The following is an 18,653-nucleotide window of genomic DNA, read 5'->3' as shown; positions in this document are numbered from 1 at the left end:
CGAGTGACCGGCGCTCACAGCGCCGGCCAGCAACTCCTCGGTCGGGTAGCGGAACACCGATCCACAGGTCTTGACAATTTCTCCGGATCACCGGCCATCCTCCCCTCGCGTGTAGCGTCCACGATCCGTTCTCCATCCGTCGCCCAGGAGCCCGCATGTTCTCCGGCCTCAGCGCCTTCCCGCTCACCCCGCTGCGCGATGACCAGGTCGATCTCGCGGCCTACAGAGGGTTGATCGATCGCCTCGTCGCAGCCCGCGTCGACTCGATCGGGGCCCTCGGCTCGACGGGTTCCTACGCCTACCTCGACCGCGCCGAGCGCCGCGCCGTCGTCGAGGCGAGCGTGGACCGCGCGGCCGGCATCCCGGTGATCGCGGGCATCGGAGCTCTGCGCACCTCGCAGGTGCTGGCCCTCGCGGAGGACGCCCAGCAGGCCGGGGCCGACGCCGTGCTGCTCGCCCCGATGAGCTACCAGGCCCTCACACAGGACGACGTGGCCGCGCTCTACGAGGACGTCACCGCCGAGCTCTCGGTGCCGCTGGTCGTCTACGACAACCCCGCGACCACGCACGTCACGTTCTCGATGGATCTCTACGCGCACATTGCGAACCTCCCGCACGTCGACGCGATCAAGATCCCGCCGATCACCCAGGGAGTCGATGCAGCGCGCGAGCGGGTGCGGGCGATGCGGGCCGTGATCCCCGAGCACGTGCGCATCGGCATCTCCGGCGACGGCTTTGCAGCGTCCGGGCTGCTGGCCGGCTGCGATGCCTGGTTCACCGCCGTGGGCGGCACGATCCCGCAGGCGATGTCCGCCATCGCGCGGTCCGCGCTCGACGGGAGGGCCGACGACGCCCTTGCCGCATCGGCCCGCCTGGCCCCGCTGTGGGACCTGGTCGCTCAGCTCGGCAGCCTGCGCGTCTCCGCGGCTCTCGCCGAGCATCTCGCTCTGGTCGACGCGCCGTGCCTGCCCCGTCCGCTGCTCGGGCTGCGCGGCGCGGAGAGGGAGCGGGCGGTGGCCGTCGCCGACCAGCTGGGACTGCTCTCCTGAGGCCGATCACCGGCGAGGAGCATCCGGCTCAATGCACCGAGAAGCCGCCGTCCACGGCGATCGACTGGCCCGTGACATAGGCCGAACCCGGTCCGGCGAGGAACACCGCGGCGGCTGCGAAGTCCTCAGGCAATCCGTTCCGGCCGACAACGGTCCGGGCCGCGAGGGCGTCGATGACTGCCGGATCGGAGATCGTCTCGCGGTTCAGGGGCGTGCGCACGAAGCCCGGGATCAGCACGTTCGCGGTGACCCCCCGCGAGGACCAGGCCTCCGCCTGCACCCGGGCGAGCCCTTCCACCGCGGCCTTGGAGACCCCGTACGCCCCGCTGTTCCCGAAGGGCCGATGCGCCTGTTGCGAGCTGATGTGGATCAGGCGGCCGTAGCCGCGCTCCGCCATCCCGGGGGCGAGGCGCTGGCCGAGCACGAACGGCGCGTCGAGGTTCACCGCCATGGTCGCGTCCCAGGTCGGCTCGTCCAGCTCCGACATCGGCGGGCGCAGGTTGATGCCTGCGCAGCTCACCAGGATGTCGACCTCACCGGCGACGTCGGCCAGGGCGTGGGCGCCGGCACGGGTGGAGAGATCTGCGCGGAGGCCCTCGGCGGTGCCGCCGTCGGCCCGGATCTCTGCGACGGCCTCGTCGATCGCGCTCTGCGTGCGGGCCGCGATCAGCACGCGTGCCCCGGCGCCGGCCAGGGCGCCCGCGATCCCGCGACCTATCCCAGAGCTGCCCCCGGTGACCAGGGCCGTGCGTCCGCGCAGGCCGAACAGGGACTCGAGGGTGGGGGAGGAGCTCATCGCCGAAGCGTAGCGACTCCGCGCCGGCTCAGTCGGTGCGGATCACGGTGATGGGGCCCTCGTCGTCCGTCGGCGGCTCGAAGTGGTCGTAGTAGATCTCCGCGAGAGCGCGCGGCAGGCGGAAGTCGTCGCCGTGCTGCTCGGCCCGCGCCTCGATCCGGGCCAGCGCGGTCGCTCGGGAGACGACCACCTGCACGATCTCCGGGGTGATGCCCGACGGGAGGAGCAGCGCCCGCCAGTGATCCCGCATCTCCCGCGACCAGAACGACAGGTCCAGCACTACGTCCTGCCCGTCGCGCACGCACGTGAGCAGGCGCTCCTCGAGCTTCGCGATGATCTCGGAGCCCACGGCCTCGGGCAGCGGCATCGTGCGGTGGCCGCGGGCCCAGGCCTCGGTGTCCACGGACAGCCGCACCATCCCGTCGGCCTCGTAGCGGCGCGCGATGGTCGACTTCCCCGAGCCCGCCGGGCCGCACATGAAGATCACCCTGCTCATCGCGCCAGCGTAGGGCAGCAGCACCGACTCAGCGGTCTCTGCAAAACATTCGGTCCCCAGCGCTGCCTCGACGCCGTGGAGGCGGTGAGGACACGCTGGGGACCGAAAGTTCGTGGGGCCGGCCGTGCGCGCCGGGTGGAGCGCAGCGACCAGAGCAGCTCAGGCGGTCTGGGCGACCTGCTCGGTCTGCTCGACCTCTGCCGGGTTGTTCTTGAGCGTGGCGGCGAGCACCACGGCGATCGTGGTCATGATGCCGCCGAAGGCGAAGGCCCACGTGGCGCCGCTGGCCTGAGCGGCCTGCGCCGTGGCACCGGATTCGACCGCGAGAACTGAGCCCAGCGTGAGCAGGGCGATGAACACCGCGGTGCCCAGCGCGCCGGCCAGCTGCTGCAGGGTGTTGAGGATCGCCGAGCCGTGGCCGTAGAGCGACCGCGGCAGCGCCCCGAGGGACAGTGCCATCAGCGGGGTCATGACCATGGCCATGCCGATGCCCAGCGGGACGTTCAGCGCGACGATCAGGCCCTGGCTCGACTCCGCATCGAGCAGGAGCACCTCGAGCCAGCACACGATCGCCATCAGCGCGGCGCCGGGAACTACGATCGGGCGCGGACCCACGCGGTCGAACAGAGCGCCGACCAGCGGGCCGAGCACGCCGGAGGCGGCCGCGCCGGGCAGCATGGCCAGGCCGACGTCGAGGGTGGACATGCCCAGCGACCCGGTCATGTACAGCGGCAGCGCCACGACGGTGCCGAGCATGGTCGCGAAGCCCAGCAGGATCACCAGCACGGACACCGAGAAGGTGCGCACCTTCAGCGGGCGCAGGTCCAGCAGGGGCTCCTTGCCGCGGGAATGCATGCGCACCTGCCGGTTCGCGAACACCGCGAGGGAGAGCACGCCGATGCCGGCCACGAGCAGCGGCACCAGGCGGGCCTCGCCCTCCACGATCTGGCTGATCGAGGCGAGTGCGTAGATGACGCCGCCGAAGCCGATCGCGGAGAGGATCACGGAGGTGACGTCCAGCTTCACCTTCTCGGGCTCGGTGTAGTTGCGCATGAAGATCAGGCCGATGACCAGGGCGATCACGATGATCGGCAGCATCATCACGAACAGGTAGTGCCAGCTCCAGTGCTCCAGGATGAACCCGGAGATCGAGGGGCCCAGCGCGGGGGCGGCCGAGATGACCACGCCCACCAGGCCCATCACCAGGCCGCGTGCCGTGATCGGCACGAGCGCGAGGATCGTGGTCATCAGCAGGGGCAGCACCATCGCGGTGCCGGCGGCCTGGACCACGCGGGCTCCCAGGAGCACGGGGAAGGTCGGGGCGGCCACAGCGATCGCGGTGCCGACCAGGAACAGCAGCATCGCGGTGATGAACACGGCGCGCACCGACAGTCGCTTCATGAGGAAGCCGGTGGTGGGGATGACGACGGCCATCGTGAGCATGAAGCCCGTGGAGAGCCACTGGGCGGTGACCGCGGTGATCGACAGGTCCGCCATCAGGGTGGGCAGCGCGACGGACAGCAGGGTCTCGTTGAGGATCATCACGAACGCGGAGACGACCAGGACCGCGATGATCGGGGCGACCTTGTAGGAGGTGGGCGCGCGGCCGTCCTTCACCGTGGTGCCGGGGTTGTCGGCTCCGTCGCGGGTGGCGTACTCGGCGTCGGCGGAGGCGGAGCCGCCGGAGACGATGCCGGGTGCATCGACGGCGGGGAACTCGCCCGTGGGCTGACGGGTGGAGGTCATAGGGGTGGCATGCTTTCTGCATCGAGGGACCGGAGGGCCGGAACCTGCACGTCCGCGCGCTGCAGGGCGGAGCAGTCAGGTCACCATCCGGTGGGGCCGACGGGCAGTGCCCGCGACCCGGACAAGTCTTTCAGGGGCGCTCGCATCCCCGTAGGGAATGTGCTGTACGCATCCCCCAACGCCGGGTCGTGCTCCCGCATTCCCGGCCGACGCACGTCGTCTGGGATCAGGCCTCCTGTCGGGGTCCAGCCCTCCTGTCGGGGATCAGCCCTCCTGTCAGGGTCCAGCCCTCCCGTCGGGGATCAGCCCTCCCGTCGGGCTCAGGCCTCCTGCACGCGATCAGGCCTCCTGCCGGGGCTCAGCCCTCCGTCGAGCCTGCAGTGTGTGTCGGTGAGAGCGCCCTCAACGACACACACTGCAGGCTCGAGAGAGAAGAGCGTCCGAAAGGGTCATCCGCGGTGCTGGCGCCACCACAGCGCCGCCTGCACGCGGGAGTCGAGCTGCAGCTTCAGGAGCGCGTGGGAGAGGTGGGACTTCACGGTGGTGATCTCGACGAAGAGCTGCGAGGCGATCTGCTGGTTGGAGAGCCCCTGTGCGACCAGGGCCAGCACGTCCTCCTCCCGGCGGGTGAAGGCGGGCTCGAGGAGGTCGCCCGGGACCGGCCGACGGTCAGAGGCGGGGCCCGACGTCGGGACCGGATCAGGTGATGGCTGCGATGCCTCTCCACGATCCCGGTCGTCGGCTGCCGATCGGCCCCGCAGCGCCCCGACCACGGCGCGGGTCGCCGCGGCGGAGAGCACGGCGTCGCCCCGGTGCACATCGCGCACCGCGGCGAGGATCCTCTGCGGGTCCTCGGACTTCACGAGGTAGCCGTCGGCCCCGGCGGCGAGCGCCCCGAGCACATAATCGTCGAGGTCGAATCCGGAGATCACCAGCACGTTCGCTCCGGTCTCGCGCAGGCGCGGGGTGATCTCGATACCGGTCGCGCCGGGCATCCGCACGTCGGTCAGGACCACGTCGGGCCGGTGCTCGCGGGCGGCGGCGACGGCGGAGTCCCCGTCGGCCGCCTCGGCGATGACGGTGATGTCCACCGCGGAGTCCAGCAGCGCGACCAGGCCGGAGCGCACCGCAGGGTGGTCGTCGGCCACCAGGACGCGGATCGGGCAGGTCGACGATTCGTCGGGTGCGGGTGCGGGTGCGGGTGCGGGTGCGGGTGCGGGTGCGGGTGCTTGCGTGGGCGCAGGCGGTCTGGGGCGCGAGGTCGCATCGGTCACGGTGTGGCCTCCTGGGCGGCGTGGGAGGAGGTGCGCGGATCGCCCTCCTCGGCAGTCGTCTCTGTCGTCTCTGTCGTCGTAACCGTCGGTCCTGTGGTGGTCGTCGGTGGGGCCGGTGTCGTCGAGGGGGCCCGATGCGCGGACGCCGGCCGGTCCTCCGGCGCATCCACCACGCTGGGCGCCCGCACGGGCAGCTGCGCGAGGACCCGCCAGACGTCGGCCTCCGCACCGGGACCCGGACCGGAGGTGGCGCTCCCGCCCACGGCCGTCGCCCGATAGGAGAGGGCGCCGCGGCCCACGCCGGTGCCGGGCACGGAGCGCTCGGCGCGCCGGTTCCGCAGCTCGAGCGTGACCTCGTCGGCCCCGACGTCGATGCGGAGGGAGATCGGTGCCAGCCCGTGCCGCACGGCGTTCGTCGAGGCCTCCGCCGCGATGCGCAGCAGGGCCGCCTGCACGGAGGGCTCCACGCGCGAAGGATCCGTGACGGCCGGGTCGATCTGCACGCGGGCCTGCGGATCGCGTCCGCGCAGGCGCGTGGTCAGCGAGGGCCAGTCCAGGGTCACCGTGGGCTGGGTGCCGGACTCCGCGGTGGAGAGCACCCCGATCATCGAGCGCAGGTCCCGCAGCGCCGCATGCGCCGACTCCCGGGCGGTGACCAGGGAACGGTCCCGTGCCTCGGGCTGTTCGAGGGAGGCGGCGAGGTTGGTGTGGAGGGAGACCGCGCTGAGGTGGCCGGCGATCACGTCGTGCAGGTCGTGGGCGATCGTGAGGCGCTCGGTCTCCACGGCCTGGGTGGCCCGCGCGGCGGCGAGCTCGTGCTCGAGGTCGGCGAGGGATTCCGCGCCCAGGCGTGCGTCGCGGTGATGGCGCACCTCCCAGCCCCACAGCAGCGGGGTGGACAGCACGAGCGCGGCCACCAGCAGCACCACCAGCACGATGGGACCCGGCGCGCCGAGCACCAGCGCGGCGAGCACGGAGACGACCCCGAGGCCGATCGCGAGGGCCGTGGTGAGGTGCGCGAGGCGCTTGGTGCCGTGCAGGACAGGGTCGAAGATCGCCTCGAACAGCAGCAGGTAGGCGGAGATCTGGCCGCCCACGACGATCTCCGCGATCGCCAGGGGCCCGGCCACGAGGAGCGTGATCCCTGGTCGGCTGCGCCTCCACAGCAGGCTCACGCAGGCGATCAGCAGCATCACCACCGAGACCCAGGTCGGCCACCGCAGCGCGCCGCCGACGAACCCGGAGTTGCTGGCGCCGGTCGCCGCGAGCAGGACGACCGCCCCCGCGTAGCCGGCCGCCGCGAGGGCGTCGTGGCGCGTGAGCCGAGGGCGCTCGGGAGTCCCGAACGGGTCTGCAGACATGCTCCGAGGCTACGCGGAGCCGGTGCGGGTCGCCTCCTCCCGGCGCACAGTCGGCACCTTGGGAGGAGGACCGCAGGAGATGTCGCGACCACGATGGTGGGCATGGAATCGCTCCCCGACGCCGCCGGCCCCCTGGGCCTGGTCCTGCTCGCCCTCGTGGACTCCACCTCGATGGGCACGCTGGTGATCCCCGTGATCCTGCTCGTGGTGGGTCAGGGAGGGGCGCTGCGCATCGCCGGGCGCACGCTGCTCTATCTCGCGGTGATCGGCCTCTTCTATCTGCTGCTGGGGATCGCGCTGCTGGCCGGGCTGCTCCCGCTGATCGAGTCGTTCGGGTACCTGCTCGCCTCGCCGGCGGTGATGCTCGCGCTCGCCGTGTCCGGGGTGCTGCTGGTGGTCTGGTCCTTCCGTCTGGACCCGAAGTCGGTGCGCAAGCGCGGCGGGGATCCGGAGGCGTCCGCCCGGCGCTGGACCGATCGCGCCCGACGGGCGTCCGGGCGGCCCGGTCTGCTGATCTCCCTGGCGCTGCTGGCGGGGGTGGTCGAGGCGGCCTCGATGATCCCGTACCTCGCGGCGATGGGGATCATCGCCGACATGGGGATCGGTCTGGGCGGCGGCGCCCTCGTGCTGGTGGGCTACTGCGCGGTGATGATCGTGCCGGGCGCGGGGCTTTGTGGAGTGCGCGCCGCTCTGGGTGCCCGGGCCGACGCCTTCCTGGACCGCGTGCACGAGTGGGCGGTGAAGAATGTGACCAGCGCCTTCTCCTGGGTCGTGGGCATCATCGGCGTGATCATCCTGCTCAACACGATCGGCCCCGCCCTGACCCTGCTGACCGGCGGCCAGGGCGCCTGAGATCCGGCCCCGTATGCTCAGCGCCTCAGCGTCCGGAACGTCGCCCACGCCGAGCGGGCGGAGTCCACGACGACGACCGCGGGGTCCCTGCTCGAGCGGCGCCCGGTGCCCGCGTCCTCGCCCCGACGGCCCGTGGTGACCGCGACTGTCAGCGCGAGGATGCCCAGGCCGAGAGTCGCGAACTCGACGGTCTCCCCGATCAGCCCGGCCAGGAGGGCGAGCCCCTCGTGGTCTCGCCCGGTCAGCTCATGCTCGAGCCCGGTCACGGGGACCGTCACCACGAGGCCGATCCCGAGCAGGACGGCGCCTGCGGCCAGCCAGAGGAGGGCCGTGGCCCGACCGGAACGCCGAGCACGACCAGAGCGCCCCTGCAGCGCTGCGACCGCGAGGAGCGCAGCCGCGACTCCGAGCAGGGCCAGCCGGAGCAGGGACACCTGGCTCATCAGGTCCGCCATCCCGGCGAACCCTCCGCCGTGCAGCGAGCCGAGGGGGAGTGCGCGACGGCCGAGGAAACCGACCAGCACGCCGAGCATCGCGAGCGCGCACCCGCTGAGCGCGAGGACCAGGGAGGCGCGGGGCGTGGTGCGCCGATAGACGATCAGGAGCGCCAGACCTGCCAGGGGTGCGAGCAGGCCGACGAGCTCGAGGATGCGGATCATGGACAGAGCTCCTTCGGGGACCGTGCACGGCCGACGGGATCGGCGTGTTCTCCGGTTATGGCAAGTACGTGCTAAAACAGTAGAATCAATCGCCGATTCTGGCAAGGGCGTGCTATAAAAAGGCATGCCCAAGATCGTGGACCCCGAGGAGCGTCGTCGCGCCATCGTCGAGGCCGTGTTCGTAGTCGTCGCCCGCGACGGCCTCGCACGCGCCTCCCTGCGCAGCATCGCCGCCGAGGCCCGCCTCGCGATCGGCTCCGTGCGCCACTACTGCGGCAGTCAGCAGGAGATCCGGGAGCTGGCCGTCGAGGCGCTGTCCACAGGATTCGAGGACAGGTTCCGCGCGCACCTCGCGGATCTGCCCGCCGTGCAGGCCGGGGCTCTGCCCCGTCGGGCGCTGGCGCAGCGCGCGCTCGAGGAGCTGCTGCCGCTGGACGAGCGGCGCCGATCGGAGATGGCGGTGTCGCTGGAGTTCACCGTCGCGGCGCGCACGGATCCGAGCGTCGGCCCGCAGGTCGCCCGGCTCCGTCGGGGGATGGTGATGGTCATCGCACGGATCCTCGCCGGGCTCGAGCAGGCGCAGGCGCTGCGCGACGGAGTCCAGGTGGAGGTCGAGATCGATCGCCTGGCGGCACTGCTGGACGGCCTGGCGCTGCGCGGACTGGACCCCGAGGAGCTGTCCCCCCAGCGCGCTCGGGACGTGCTCGTGCGCCACCTCGACGACATTCTGGAGCCCACGAGCCCCTGAGCGGGCCCGAGCGCGCCCGGACGGCTCGGCACCCGGGCGGGTTCCCGGCCGTGACCTGGTGCCTGCGCGGTAGCATTCGAGGACAGCGGCCCCGCCACCGGGGCCGTCGGGTGCGGCGGACCGATGAGGGGGCAGGGCGATGGCATTCCCGCAGAGTTCCGGCGATCCCGCCCGTCCCGCCCACCCCGTCGGTCCAGGCCCCGTCGACCAGGAGGTCCTGCAGTCATGAGCAACGGCGTCACCGGCCCCACCCACCGCACGGCGGTGACCCTCTCGGACGTCGCCCGCGCGGCGGGGGTCTCCATCGCGACCGCCTCGTTCGTGCTCAGCGGCCGCGACGGCAGCCGCTCCGCCGGCTCGCCCGCCACCAAGGCGAAGGTGCGCGCGGCCGCGGAGGAGCTCGGGTACGTGCCCAACCGCAACGCTCAGGCGATGCGCACCGGCCGCGGCGGCGGCATCGTGCTCGCGCTCGGCACCCTCGGTGACCCGTGGGGCGTGCAGCTGGCCAAGCAGGTGAGGGATGATGCGCTCGAGTATGACCTGTCCACCCTGGTCCTGGCCGATGAGCGCTGGAGCGAGTACTTCTCGGGCGCCTCGGCAGACGCCGGCTTCATCACCAGCGTCGACTTCCAGGAGGACGGTCCCGAGAAGGTGCGGCGACTGGCCGCAGCCGTCCAGACCGGGATCGTCGCCTTCACGGCGAAGATGGAGCCCGAGGGGTTCGACGTCATCTCCTCGACGCCCTACTGCGCGATCGCCAAGGCCTACGCCCGGCTGCGGGCCCGCCACGAGACCGTGCACCTGCTGGCCCCTGATCTGGCGAGCCGGATCCCCGGCACGATCAACCATCCCCGAACCCTCGCCTTCCTCGATGCGGCTCAGGAGCATGGGGACGAGGCGCCCGAACGACTGCTCCGCCTCACCCCGGAGAGCGGCCGCGACACCTATCTGTCGAGCCTGGAGTGGCTGGTGGCGCCCGATCGCCCCCGCGCCGTCATCTGCTTCACCGGCTATCAGGCTGTGGCCCTCCAGTTCGCCGCCGAGCGGCTGGGCCTGAACGTCCCCGACGACCTCGAGATCATCGCCATCGGCGATGTGCCCGCAGAATCCGAGTACTTCGGCCCGATCAGCTACTACGGGGTGGACGACGTGTTCGCCCGCATCTCCGCCGTGGTGATCGACGCCGCTCGTCGGCGCGGTGAACGAGCCGGCGAGAAGCACACCTTCGACTGGGAGTTCTTCCCCGGCGCCACCACCCACCTCGACGAATGAGCCCGATGCCCTCCACCACCTGGACCCTGCCCGGCCTGCACCTGCGCGACGTCACCCTGCCGGTCCCGCTGGACCATGCCGACCCCGCCTCGCCGACCCTGGAGCTGTTCGCCCGCATCGTCGCGGAGCCCGACGGCCAGGACCGACCCTTCCTCGTCTACCTCCAGGGCGGCCCGGGATCCGAGGCGCCGCGCCCGTTGGAGGCCGGGTCCCCGCCGTGGCTCGCCCGCGCCCTGCGCGATCACCGCGTGGTCATGCTCGACCAGCGCGGCACCGGCCGCTCCACGCCCGTCGGCCTGGATGCGCCCCTGCCCGAGGGAGCAATCGACGGCGCGACCACCCTCCGCGCGGCGAGCCCTGCACAGCAGGCCGCCTATCTCACCCACTTCCGGGCCGACGCGATCGCGCACGACGCGGAGCTTCTGCGCGAGCATCTCGGGGCGTCGATCTGGTCGCTGCTGGGGCAGTCCTTCGGTGGCTTCACCACCCTGCGCTACCTCAGCGCCCACGCCGGCAGCGTCGACAAGGCCCTGTTCACGGGCGGACTGCCGACGCTCGGCCCGGACATGGACACCGTCTACGCCACCACCTGGGACGGCATGATCGCCCGCAGCGAGCGCTACTGGGCACGTTTCCCCGGAGACCGCGATCGCCTGCGCGCCCTCTCCGATCTCGCCGCGGGCGGGCAGCTGCGCCTGGCCGACGGGCAGAGCGTGGGCGTGGAGCGCCTGCGCCGCCTGGGCCATCTGCTCGGAGCCTCCGGAGGCCAGGAACGCCTGCACTACCTGCTGGATCTCGAGCCGACATCACCGGCCTTCCTCCATGACCTCGCGGCCGCCCTGCCCTTCAGCGGCCGCAACCCGCTGTACGCCGTGATCCACGAGAGCTGCTGGGCCGACGGCGTGGCCACCCGCTGGACCGCCGACCGCATGATGCCCGAGGCGGTGCGCCAGGATCCGACCCTGCTGGGCGGTGAGCACATCCACCGCGACCTGTTCGCGGAGGACCCGGAATTCATGCCCTGGGCCGAGGCCGCCGACCTGCTCGCCGAGCACGAGTGGCCCCGGCTCTACGACGAGGACGCCCTGCGCGCGGCCGACGTGCCCGGCGCGGCCGCCGTCTACTACGACGACGCCTACGTGCCGCGCCAGTACTCCCTGGCCACGGCGGAGCTGCTCAGCGGCGTGACGCCCTGGGTGACCAGCGAGTACGAGCACAACGGTCTGCGCGCCAGCGGCGACGGGGTCATCGACCACCTTCTCGACCTCGCCACGGGCCGCCGCGCCGCCTGACGCCCGCCGCACGCCACCGGCCGCCGCGCCGCCGACCGCCTGGCGCCGGCTGCCGGACCCGAGCCCTGGCCCGGGCCCGACCGGGCGTACGAACTTTTGTCACCAGGCGTGGGCTCAGCCTCTCCAGGGCGCTGGTGCCACGCCTGCTGACGAATCCTCGTACCGGTACCCGTCCGCTCGTCCGTCCGCCGGGGCCGCCTGTCCATGTCCACTGCAGCCAGGAGCATGCCGGCACTGTGATTCACACCACTGCCGATGGCCAGAATGCCTGGCTGCAGGCTCGCCTTCGCGCCACTTAATGACCAGTGGTCGGTATCGGCTCGACTTATTAGTGCGGTGGAACTAATAATGCTCGTCGTGGCTGCTCCGAGCGGCCGGCAACGACGCACATGCGGCACATGACGAAGGAGTCCATCCGTGACGACACCCTCAAGCGGGACCGGTTTCGCCCCGGACCCGACCATCGACCTCCAGGGAAGCCCGAACCTCATCGGTCCCGAGCTCCCGATCCCGCACCTCGGGATCAAGCCCGAGGCCAAGCGACCCGTCTGGTTCATCGCCGGACTCGTCCTGGCGCAGTTCGGAATCTTCGTCGCGCTGCTCGGGCCGGCCACGGTCTCGATCCAGATGAAGGCTCAGAGCCTGACCACGGACCCTGCCGAACAGGTCGCGATGACGGCGATGGTCATCGCCCCCGGCGCGCTCGCCGCAGTGATCTTCAATGCGGTCGGCGGGCGGATCTCGGATCGCACCACCTCCGGCCTGGGCAGGCGTCGACCGTGGATCGTCCTCGGAATCATCGGCCTGACGCTCTCGCTCCTGCTCATCGCGCTCGCCACCGGCCCGCTGATGATGGCGATCGGGTGGTTCCTCGCCCAGGCCTGCGCGAACCTCGGCTTCGCCGCGTTCCTCGCATCCGTCGCGGACCAGCTGCCCTCCGAGCAGTACGGCAAGACCTCCGGCCTGATCGGGATCGCCCAGAACTCGGCCATCATGGTCGCGACCTGGCTGAGCGCGGCGTTCTCCACCAACATGCTCCTGCTCTTCATGGTCCCGGCGGTGCTCGGACTGATCCTGGTCGTGGCGTACGCACTGATGCTGCCCGAGCCGGTCCTCAAGGAGAACCGCTACCCGTTCAATCTGCGGGAGCTGGTCACGACCTTCTGGACGAACCCCGTGACGTACCCGGACTTCGGCCTGGCCTGGTGGGGCCGCTTCCTGATCATCCTGGCCTCCTACCTCTTCATCACCTTCCGGCTGTTCTACATGACCAACCACCTCGGTCTCGCCGCCGGTGCCGCGGCGGCCGCTGTCGCCGTCGGCGTCACGATCTACACCGTGGCCTCGATGGTCGCGGGCCTGCTGGCCGGCTGGATCTCCGACAAGCTCGGCAGGCGCAAGGTCATGGTCGCCGTCTCGATCCTCGTCTTCGCCATCGGCACCTACGGTCTCCTCCACGCGGACACCGTGACCGGGTTCTACGTCTGCGAGGCGATCATGGGGATCGCCTACGGCATGTACCTCGCCGTCGACCTCGCCCTCGTGTTCGAGGTGCTCCCGGACCGCGAGAAGACTGGAAAGGATCTGGGTGTGTTCAATATGGCCAACGCCCTGCCTCAGTCCCTCGCCCCCGGGGTCGGTGGCTTCCTCCTGGCCAAGCTCGGCGGCGGCACGGACTTCACGGCGCTGCTCGTCGCCGCTGCGATCTCCGCGGTGGCCGGCGCGATCCTCACGATGTTCATCCGCGGCGTGAAATAGTGATCGCCTGACATCGACGGCCGGGACGGAGCGATCTGTTCCGGCCGTCCTGCTCCCACTTCCCGAAGGAGACCCCGCGACCGATGAGCGCCACCGGCCAGGACTCCCGCCCCGCCCGCCGTCGGCCCGGTCGGCCCCGCGGGCAGGACTCCGCTGTGGTGCGCGAGAGCGCGATGCGGGCGGCGATCGACCTCATCGCGCGGCAGGGCTTCGCGGCGACCTCGATGGCGCAGGTCGCGGCCGCCGCAGGGATCTCGCCGTCCGGGCTCGTCCATCACTTCCCCTCGAAGAAGGCCCTGCTCGGCGCGGTCCTCGAACACCGTGACACGGTGGACAGCTTCCCTCGGGAGGAGTTCGGGGACGGCCCCTGGGCCGATTTCGACCACCTGGTGCATGTGGCCTGGCTGAACATGGAGCGGCGCCAGCTCGTGCTCCTGTACACGACGATGATGGGGGAGGCCGCGACTTCCGAGCACCCCGCGCACGAATGGCTGAAGGGCCACTACGCAGCCGTCGTCGGGACGCTCGCCGACGCCGTCCGCGTCGCGCAGCGCGACGGTCACATGCAGCCCGACGCCCCAGCGGACCGCATCGCGCGCTCCACGGTGGCGCTGATGGACGGCCTCCAGGTGCAGTGGCTGCTGGATCCGGAGATCGACATGGAGGTGGCCCTTGGCGATCACGTCGCCGAGCTCAAGCGACGATGGAGCGCAGGCCCTGCCTGAACTATCGGCTCACGCTGGGGCTGACGGTTGGGCTCATCGCTGTCAGCCCAGGAGTGCCAGAGGCACGACAGCGACACCGTCTTTGCGGCGATAGGCGGTGGTTCCTGTCGTCAGAATGACCTTGTTCTTCAGTCGGTCCCCGATCGTGTCACCCAGCCAGTGAAGGTGGCGGACGTCGTGATCGTCGACTGAACGCGCGAGCTTGACCTCGAAAGCGATGACCGCCCCGTCGAAGCGCTCGAGGATCAGGTCGACTTCGTGATCCCCGCCCCGAGTGCGCAGATGGTAGGTCTGGGCCTCGGCGGCCGCTCCGGCACTGCGCACCGTCAGTGTCGCCAGTGACTCGAGGAGATTGCCGAACAGCTCTCCGGAGCCCTGAGTCCCGCTCAGGAGATTCTGTTCCGACACATTCAGGAGCGTGGCGGCGAGGGCAGGATCCGCGAGCTGATGTTTGGGTGCCTGGACCAGTCGCGACAGAGGTGACATCGACGGGAGCCAGGCTGGCACGGGGTCGAGGATCCAGATCTTCGTCAGCACATCGCGATAGGCGAGCGTGGTTGCCTTCGCCGGCTTGTTGCTTTCGTCGGACGTGGCAGCGTCCAAGATCTTCACGTATTCGGTCGTTGTCGACGAGGCCGCGGCATAGGCCGCCATCCATGCTCGAAGGGTTGCCGGCTTTCGAAGCGAAACGCCCTGGTCGACGATGTCTCGATCGATGATGTTCCGTACGTAGCTGTCGAGGGCGTAGCGCCGAGCTCTCTGCGAGAGGTCAGTGATATCGGGCAGCCCTGAGGAGCAGATCTCCCGCGCATAGTCCGCGAGGGTCAGATCCGTCGCCCCTGCGATCGTGACCTCGGGCTCGAAGAGGTCCTGGATGCGGACGGTCGGTGAGGTTCCTCGTCGTTCGGAGAGGCTCAGCGGTCGCTGTCGCAACGAGATGATCCGTCCGGCCCCAGAATGTGTGTCCACGCCGTCTCTGGGTGTCGCGCTCCCGGTGAGCAGGTACGTGTGGTTTGTCCTGGAGTCCACTGCTCGGCGGACCACATCCCAGACCTCCGGGAGGTGCTGCCACTCATCGATCAGAACGGTTTCGCTGCGACGGAGTTGAAAGGACGGATCGGCGGCCACGAGCTGTCGGACGGCGGGGTCGTCCAGAGGGAGGGTTGTTCCGGCGCGCCGCGAAGCGGTCGCCGTCTTCCCGACCCCTTTGGGGCCGTCGACGGCAATAGCTGCCAGCTCTGGCAGCAGAGCGTCCAATTCATCGTCCACGTACCGCCGTAGATAGCCGGTGGTCGATGACGTGTCGTCGAGCGCCATGGATCTCCTCCCAACACGTCGCTAGCAGGTGCTACGGTTCATAATAGTCCTCTTGCCAGGCATCTACTAGTCCTCTTGCCAGGCATCTACTAGCCCTCTTGCCAGGCATCTACTAGCCCTCCTGCCGGGCATGAGGGTAGATCCTCCCGGAATCGGGACATGCCGCAGCATGTTCAGGCATCGGCCGCGAGGCGGAATCCCTTGTTGCCGCTCGCGTCCTCCGCGGCCGTCGAGCTGCGGGCCGCGACCCGGTAGCGGTTGCAGTACGAGTCGTGGCACAGGTATGAGCCGCCGCGCATCACCCGCACGTCACCGTCGAGCGAGGGCGCATCGCCGGTGGACCAGTTGTCGCTGCACCACTCCCACACGTTCCCCGCCACCTCGTACAGCCCGAACCCGTTGGGTGGGAAGGACCGCACGGGCGCCGTCGCGACAAAGCCGTCCTCCTGCGTGTTCCGCACGGGGAAGGCGCCCTGCCAGATGTTGCAGCGGTGCTCGCCGTCCGGCGTGAGCTCATCGCCCCAGGCGAATCGCGCCTGGTCCAGGCCACCGCGGGCTGCCTTCTCCCATTCCGCCTCCCGGGGCAGACGCATCCCGCACCAGGTCGCGAAGGCCTCCGCGTCCCGCAGCGAGACGTGCACGACGGGATGATCGGCGCGGCCTCCAGCGCCGGACTCTCCCACGTCAGACGCTCCCACGTCGGACCCCGGGCCCTCGGGCTGGTCCCAGCGGGCCCCGTCGACCGCTCGCCACCAGGGGGTGCCGGGCGGCTTGCGGCTCGCTCGGCGCAGGTCCTTCTCGAGCAGCGGGGCGAACACGAACGACCAGCCGAACTCCTCCGCCTCGGTGACATATCCGGTCTCGTCGACGAAGGCCGCGAACTCCGCGTTGGTCACGCAGGTCGGATCGATCCGGAAGGCCGGGACGTCGACCGTGCGCACCGGGGACTCGCCGTCGCCGGGGTTGCGGTCGCGGTCCTCCGAGCCCATCCGGAACGGCCCGGCAGGGATCGCGACGGCGCGATCGGCGCGGCCGCGCACCTCCGCGACGGGCGCCGCCCACGGGTGCGGCCCCTGATCGGCGGGGTCCCCGAGGTGTGAGGGTGCGGCCGACGGCATCTCGACCGCGCTCCGGCCGGCGCTGCAGCAGGCGGTCGGAGTCGCAGGAGCGGGGTGCTCGATTTCGTTCATGCCAGGTCTCTCTCCGTCAGTGAGGTCCGTCCAGCGGCGTCGTTGACACGCCGTCAAGCCAGTCCATACGGTATCCGGACCTGCTGTGGCGCGGGCCGGGACCAGCACCGACGGCGAGGTCGCCGCGAACTCGGCGTCCGCCCGCCCCACCCTCCCGAAAGGCCCCACCCATGCTCACCGGCATCGACCCCCTGCTCACCGGAGACCTGCTGCGGATCCTCGATCACATGGGGCACAACGACACCCTGCTGATCGCCGACGCGCACTATCCCTCCCATGCGATGGGGGCGCCCGTGATCGACCTGGCGGTGAGCTCGCCCGAGGCGGTGCGCGCCGTGCGCACCGTGCTGCCCGTGGATATGTACGAGGGCCCCTCGGTCACGCTCATGACGCCGGAGCCCGGCACCGGTGAGGAGGTGCAGGCACAGCTGCAGGAGTCCGCGGCGGCCCGGACCGACTGTCTCGAGTGGATCGACCGTTTCGACTTCTACGAGCGGGGCCGGAGCGTCTTCGCCGTGCTGCGCACCCTGGAGACCCGCAAGTACGGCTGCGTCATGCTGCGCAAGGGCGTGGTGGGGGACGACGAGGGCTGAGCGCGTGTGACGGTTGTCACCGGGTCGCTTCGTTGTTAGCGTCGGGGCTCCGAGCAGAGCGCCGAAAATCGTTTCGGTGGATGCCGCACGACGTGGTGCGGACCCCTCCGCCCTGCACGGGACCAGATCCGACGACGATGACGGAGGACCGCGACGTGTCGCACCCTGCCCCTCAGCCCCGCGCTCAGACCATGCACGACCGCACCGGGCAGGAGGGGAAGAGACCAGGTCGCCGCCGCGTCCTGGCCTCGCTCGGCGCCCTCCCCGCGGGCGCCGTGCTCGCCACGGCCGGAGCTGCCCAGGCGGCCCCCGCCGGCACGGGGAAGGGCTCCGGCTCGGGCGATTTCGCCCTCGGCGTCGAGAACCTCCTCGCCCCGGAAGCCCTGGAGTCGCTGCGCGACGCGCGCGTCGGCCTGATCACCAACCCCACCGGCGCCGACCAGCAGCTGCGCTCCACGATCGACCTCCTGGTCGAGGCGCAGGAGGGCGGCGGCTACACGATGGCCGCGCTGTTCGGGCCCGAGCATGGGGTGCGCGGCGCGGAGCCGGCCGGCGGCTCCGTCGGCGACTACATCGACGAGAAGACGGGCCTGCCGGTGCGCTCTCTCTATGGAGCCACTCAGAAGCCCACCCCGGAGATGCTCGCCGACGTGGATGTGCTGGTCTTCGACATCCAGGACATCGGCGCGCGCTTCTACACCTACATCTGGACCCTCTACTACGCGATGGAGGCGGCCGGTGAGAACGACAAGCGCTTCGTGGTGCTGGACCGCCCCAACCCGCTGGGCACCGACATCGAGGGCTTCGTGCTCGAGCCGGAGCTGTCCAGCTTCGTGGGCCTGAAGGAGATCCCGCAGACCCACGGCCTGACCGTCGGCGAGCTCGCCTCCCTGTTCAACGGCGAGTTCCTGGGCAAGGCCCTGGACCTCGAGGTGATCGAGATGAGCGGCTACGACCCCGAGGCTCCGCCGTCGGCCGATCTGCCCTGGGTGCTGCCCTCCCCGAACATCCCCACCCCGGATACGGCCGTGGTCTACGCGGGCACCGGCCTGATCGAGGCGATCAACATCTCCGAGGGCCGCGGCACCACCACGCCGTTCCTGTGGTTCGGCGCCCCCTTCATCACCGAGGCCCAGGTCGACGCGATCATCGCGGACCTGCAGGCCGCGGAGCTGCCCGGTGTGCTCTACCGCCCCATGTTCGCCACGCCCGCCAGCTCCAAGCACGCCGGCGAGTTCTGCGGCGGCCTGCAGCTCCACGTCACCGACGCCGCGGCCTACGAGCCGGTGCGCACCGGCATCCATGTGCTCGCCGCCCTGTTCGCGAACGTCGACGAGGTCGATTGGCGCGAGGGGGAGGACTGCCGCACGGAGGACGACGTCTGCTGGATCGACAAGCTCTCCGGCACCAAGCGCACCCGCGCGATGCTCGAGGCGGGCGACGGCGCGCAGGCCATCGTCGCCGCCTGGCGCCGCGAATCCCGCCGCTTCGAGGCCACCACCCAGCGTTACCGCCGCTACTGAGC

General features: G+C 70.8%; 17 protein-coding genes. 9 read left to right on the top strand and 8 right to left on the bottom strand.

The window, feature by feature from the left end; translation table 11 throughout:
- Positions 1-155: 155 nt before the first annotated feature.
- Complete coding sequence (locus ABD093_RS08855) at positions 156-1,049, top strand: dihydrodipicolinate synthase family protein (protein ID WP_193116459.1); 894 nt, start codon at positions 156-158, stop codon at positions 1,047-1,049.
- Between the two features lie 28 nt (positions 1,050-1,077).
- Here ABD093_RS08855 and ABD093_RS08850 read toward each other — a convergent pair whose 3' ends face one another.
- From ABD093_RS08850 to ABD093_RS08830, 5 genes are all read right to left on the bottom strand, one after another.
- Entirely contained in the window at positions 1,078-1,845 is a 768-nt protein-coding gene (locus ABD093_RS08850) for an SDR family NAD(P)-dependent oxidoreductase (protein ID WP_193116458.1), read from the bottom strand.
- A gap of 28 nt (positions 1,846-1,873) precedes the next feature.
- Entirely contained in the window at positions 1,874-2,341 is a 468-nt protein-coding gene (locus ABD093_RS08845; RefSeq protein WP_226849713.1) for a P-loop nucleotide/nucleoside kinase family protein, read from the bottom strand.
- Positions 2,342-2,500: 159 nt separating this feature from the next.
- Positions 2,501-4,087, bottom strand: a complete 1,587-nt coding sequence (locus tag ABD093_RS08840; RefSeq protein WP_193116457.1) for an MDR family MFS transporter — start codon at positions 4,085-4,087, stop codon at positions 2,501-2,503.
- A 449-nt stretch (positions 4,088-4,536) separates the two neighbouring features.
- A complete protein-coding gene (locus tag ABD093_RS08835) occupies positions 4,537-5,235 on the bottom strand; it encodes a response regulator (protein ID WP_343923821.1) in 699 nt (232 codons plus the stop codon).
- Between the two features lie 122 nt (positions 5,236-5,357).
- The gene (locus ABD093_RS08830; RefSeq protein ID WP_343923819.1) at positions 5,358-6,722 is read right to left on the bottom strand and encodes a sensor histidine kinase; all 1,365 of its coding nucleotides are present in this window, start codon (positions 6,720-6,722) and stop codon (positions 5,358-5,360) included.
- Positions 6,723-6,824: 102 nt separating this feature from the next.
- On the opposite strand from ABD093_RS08830, the gene ABD093_RS08825 reads away from it, so the two are divergent.
- Positions 6,825-7,574, top strand: a complete 750-nt coding sequence (locus ABD093_RS08825) for a GAP family protein (RefSeq protein WP_193116455.1) — start codon at positions 6,825-6,827, stop codon at positions 7,572-7,574.
- Positions 7,575-7,591: 17 nt separating this feature from the next.
- Here the strand turns inward: ABD093_RS08825 and ABD093_RS08820 are convergent, their stop codons facing one another.
- The gene (locus ABD093_RS08820) at positions 7,592-8,233 is read right to left on the bottom strand and encodes a hypothetical protein (RefSeq protein WP_193116454.1); all 642 of its coding nucleotides are present in this window, start codon (positions 8,231-8,233) and stop codon (positions 7,592-7,594) included.
- Positions 8,234-8,357: 124 nt separating this feature from the next.
- Here ABD093_RS08820 and ABD093_RS08815 point away from each other — a divergent pair, with 124 nt between their 5' ends.
- The 5 genes from ABD093_RS08815 (at position 8,358) to ABD093_RS08795 (ending at position 14,028) form a co-directional block, all read left to right on the top strand.
- Positions 8,358-8,981: a TetR/AcrR family transcriptional regulator gene (locus ABD093_RS08815; protein ID WP_193116453.1), complete on the top strand. Its 624-nt coding sequence runs from the start codon at positions 8,358-8,360 to the stop codon at positions 8,979-8,981.
- 225 nt (positions 8,982-9,206) lie between these two features.
- Entirely contained in the window at positions 9,207-10,253 is a 1,047-nt protein-coding gene (locus ABD093_RS08810) for a LacI family DNA-binding transcriptional regulator (protein ID WP_193116452.1), read from the top strand.
- 5 nt (positions 10,254-10,258) lie between these two features.
- Positions 10,259-11,545 carry an alpha/beta fold hydrolase gene (locus ABD093_RS08805; protein ID WP_343923815.1) on the top strand — a complete coding sequence of 429 codons (1,287 nt, stop codon included), beginning with the start codon at positions 10,259-10,261 and terminating at the stop codon, positions 11,543-11,545.
- 417 nt (positions 11,546-11,962) lie between these two features.
- Positions 11,963-13,303, top strand: coding sequence for an MFS transporter (locus ABD093_RS08800; RefSeq protein WP_343923813.1), 1,341 nt, complete (start codon positions 11,963-11,965; stop codon positions 13,301-13,303).
- 83 nt (positions 13,304-13,386) lie between these two features.
- Complete coding sequence (locus tag ABD093_RS08795) at positions 13,387-14,028, top strand: TetR/AcrR family transcriptional regulator (RefSeq protein WP_193116449.1); 642 nt, start codon at positions 13,387-13,389, stop codon at positions 14,026-14,028.
- A gap of 42 nt (positions 14,029-14,070) precedes the next feature.
- On the opposite strand, the gene ABD093_RS08790 is transcribed toward ABD093_RS08795, so the two are convergent.
- Together ABD093_RS08790 and ABD093_RS08785 are read right to left on the bottom strand one after the other, a co-directional pair.
- A complete protein-coding gene (locus tag ABD093_RS08790; RefSeq protein ID WP_193116448.1) occupies positions 14,071-15,345 on the bottom strand; it encodes an ATP-binding protein in 1,275 nt (424 codons plus the stop codon).
- Between the two features lie 173 nt (positions 15,346-15,518).
- The gene (locus ABD093_RS08785; protein WP_343923810.1) at positions 15,519-16,535 is read right to left on the bottom strand and encodes a formylglycine-generating enzyme family protein; all 1,017 of its coding nucleotides are present in this window, start codon (positions 16,533-16,535) and stop codon (positions 15,519-15,521) included.
- Positions 16,536-16,705: 170 nt separating this feature from the next.
- Between ABD093_RS08785 and ABD093_RS08780 the strand changes: the two genes are divergently transcribed.
- Together ABD093_RS08780 and ABD093_RS08775 are read left to right on the top strand one after the other, a co-directional pair.
- The gene (locus tag ABD093_RS08780) at positions 16,706-17,128 is read left to right on the top strand and encodes an RbsD/FucU family protein (protein WP_193116447.1); all 423 of its coding nucleotides are present in this window, start codon (positions 16,706-16,708) and stop codon (positions 17,126-17,128) included.
- A 155-nt stretch (positions 17,129-17,283) separates the two neighbouring features.
- Positions 17,284-18,651 (top strand): exo-beta-N-acetylmuramidase NamZ family protein, encoded by a 1,368-nt coding sequence (locus ABD093_RS08775; protein ID WP_343923807.1) that lies wholly within the window; start codon positions 17,284-17,286, stop codon positions 18,649-18,651.
- Positions 18,652-18,653 lie beyond the last annotated feature (2 nt).

The sequence above is a fragment of the Brachybacterium tyrofermentans genome (genome assembly GCF_039526165.1).
GTDB lineage: Bacteria > Actinomycetota > Actinomycetes > Actinomycetales > Dermabacteraceae > Brachybacterium > Brachybacterium tyrofermentans.
Note: the sequence above shows the minus strand (reverse complement) of the source record. Positions and strands in the feature narration are given on the sequence as shown.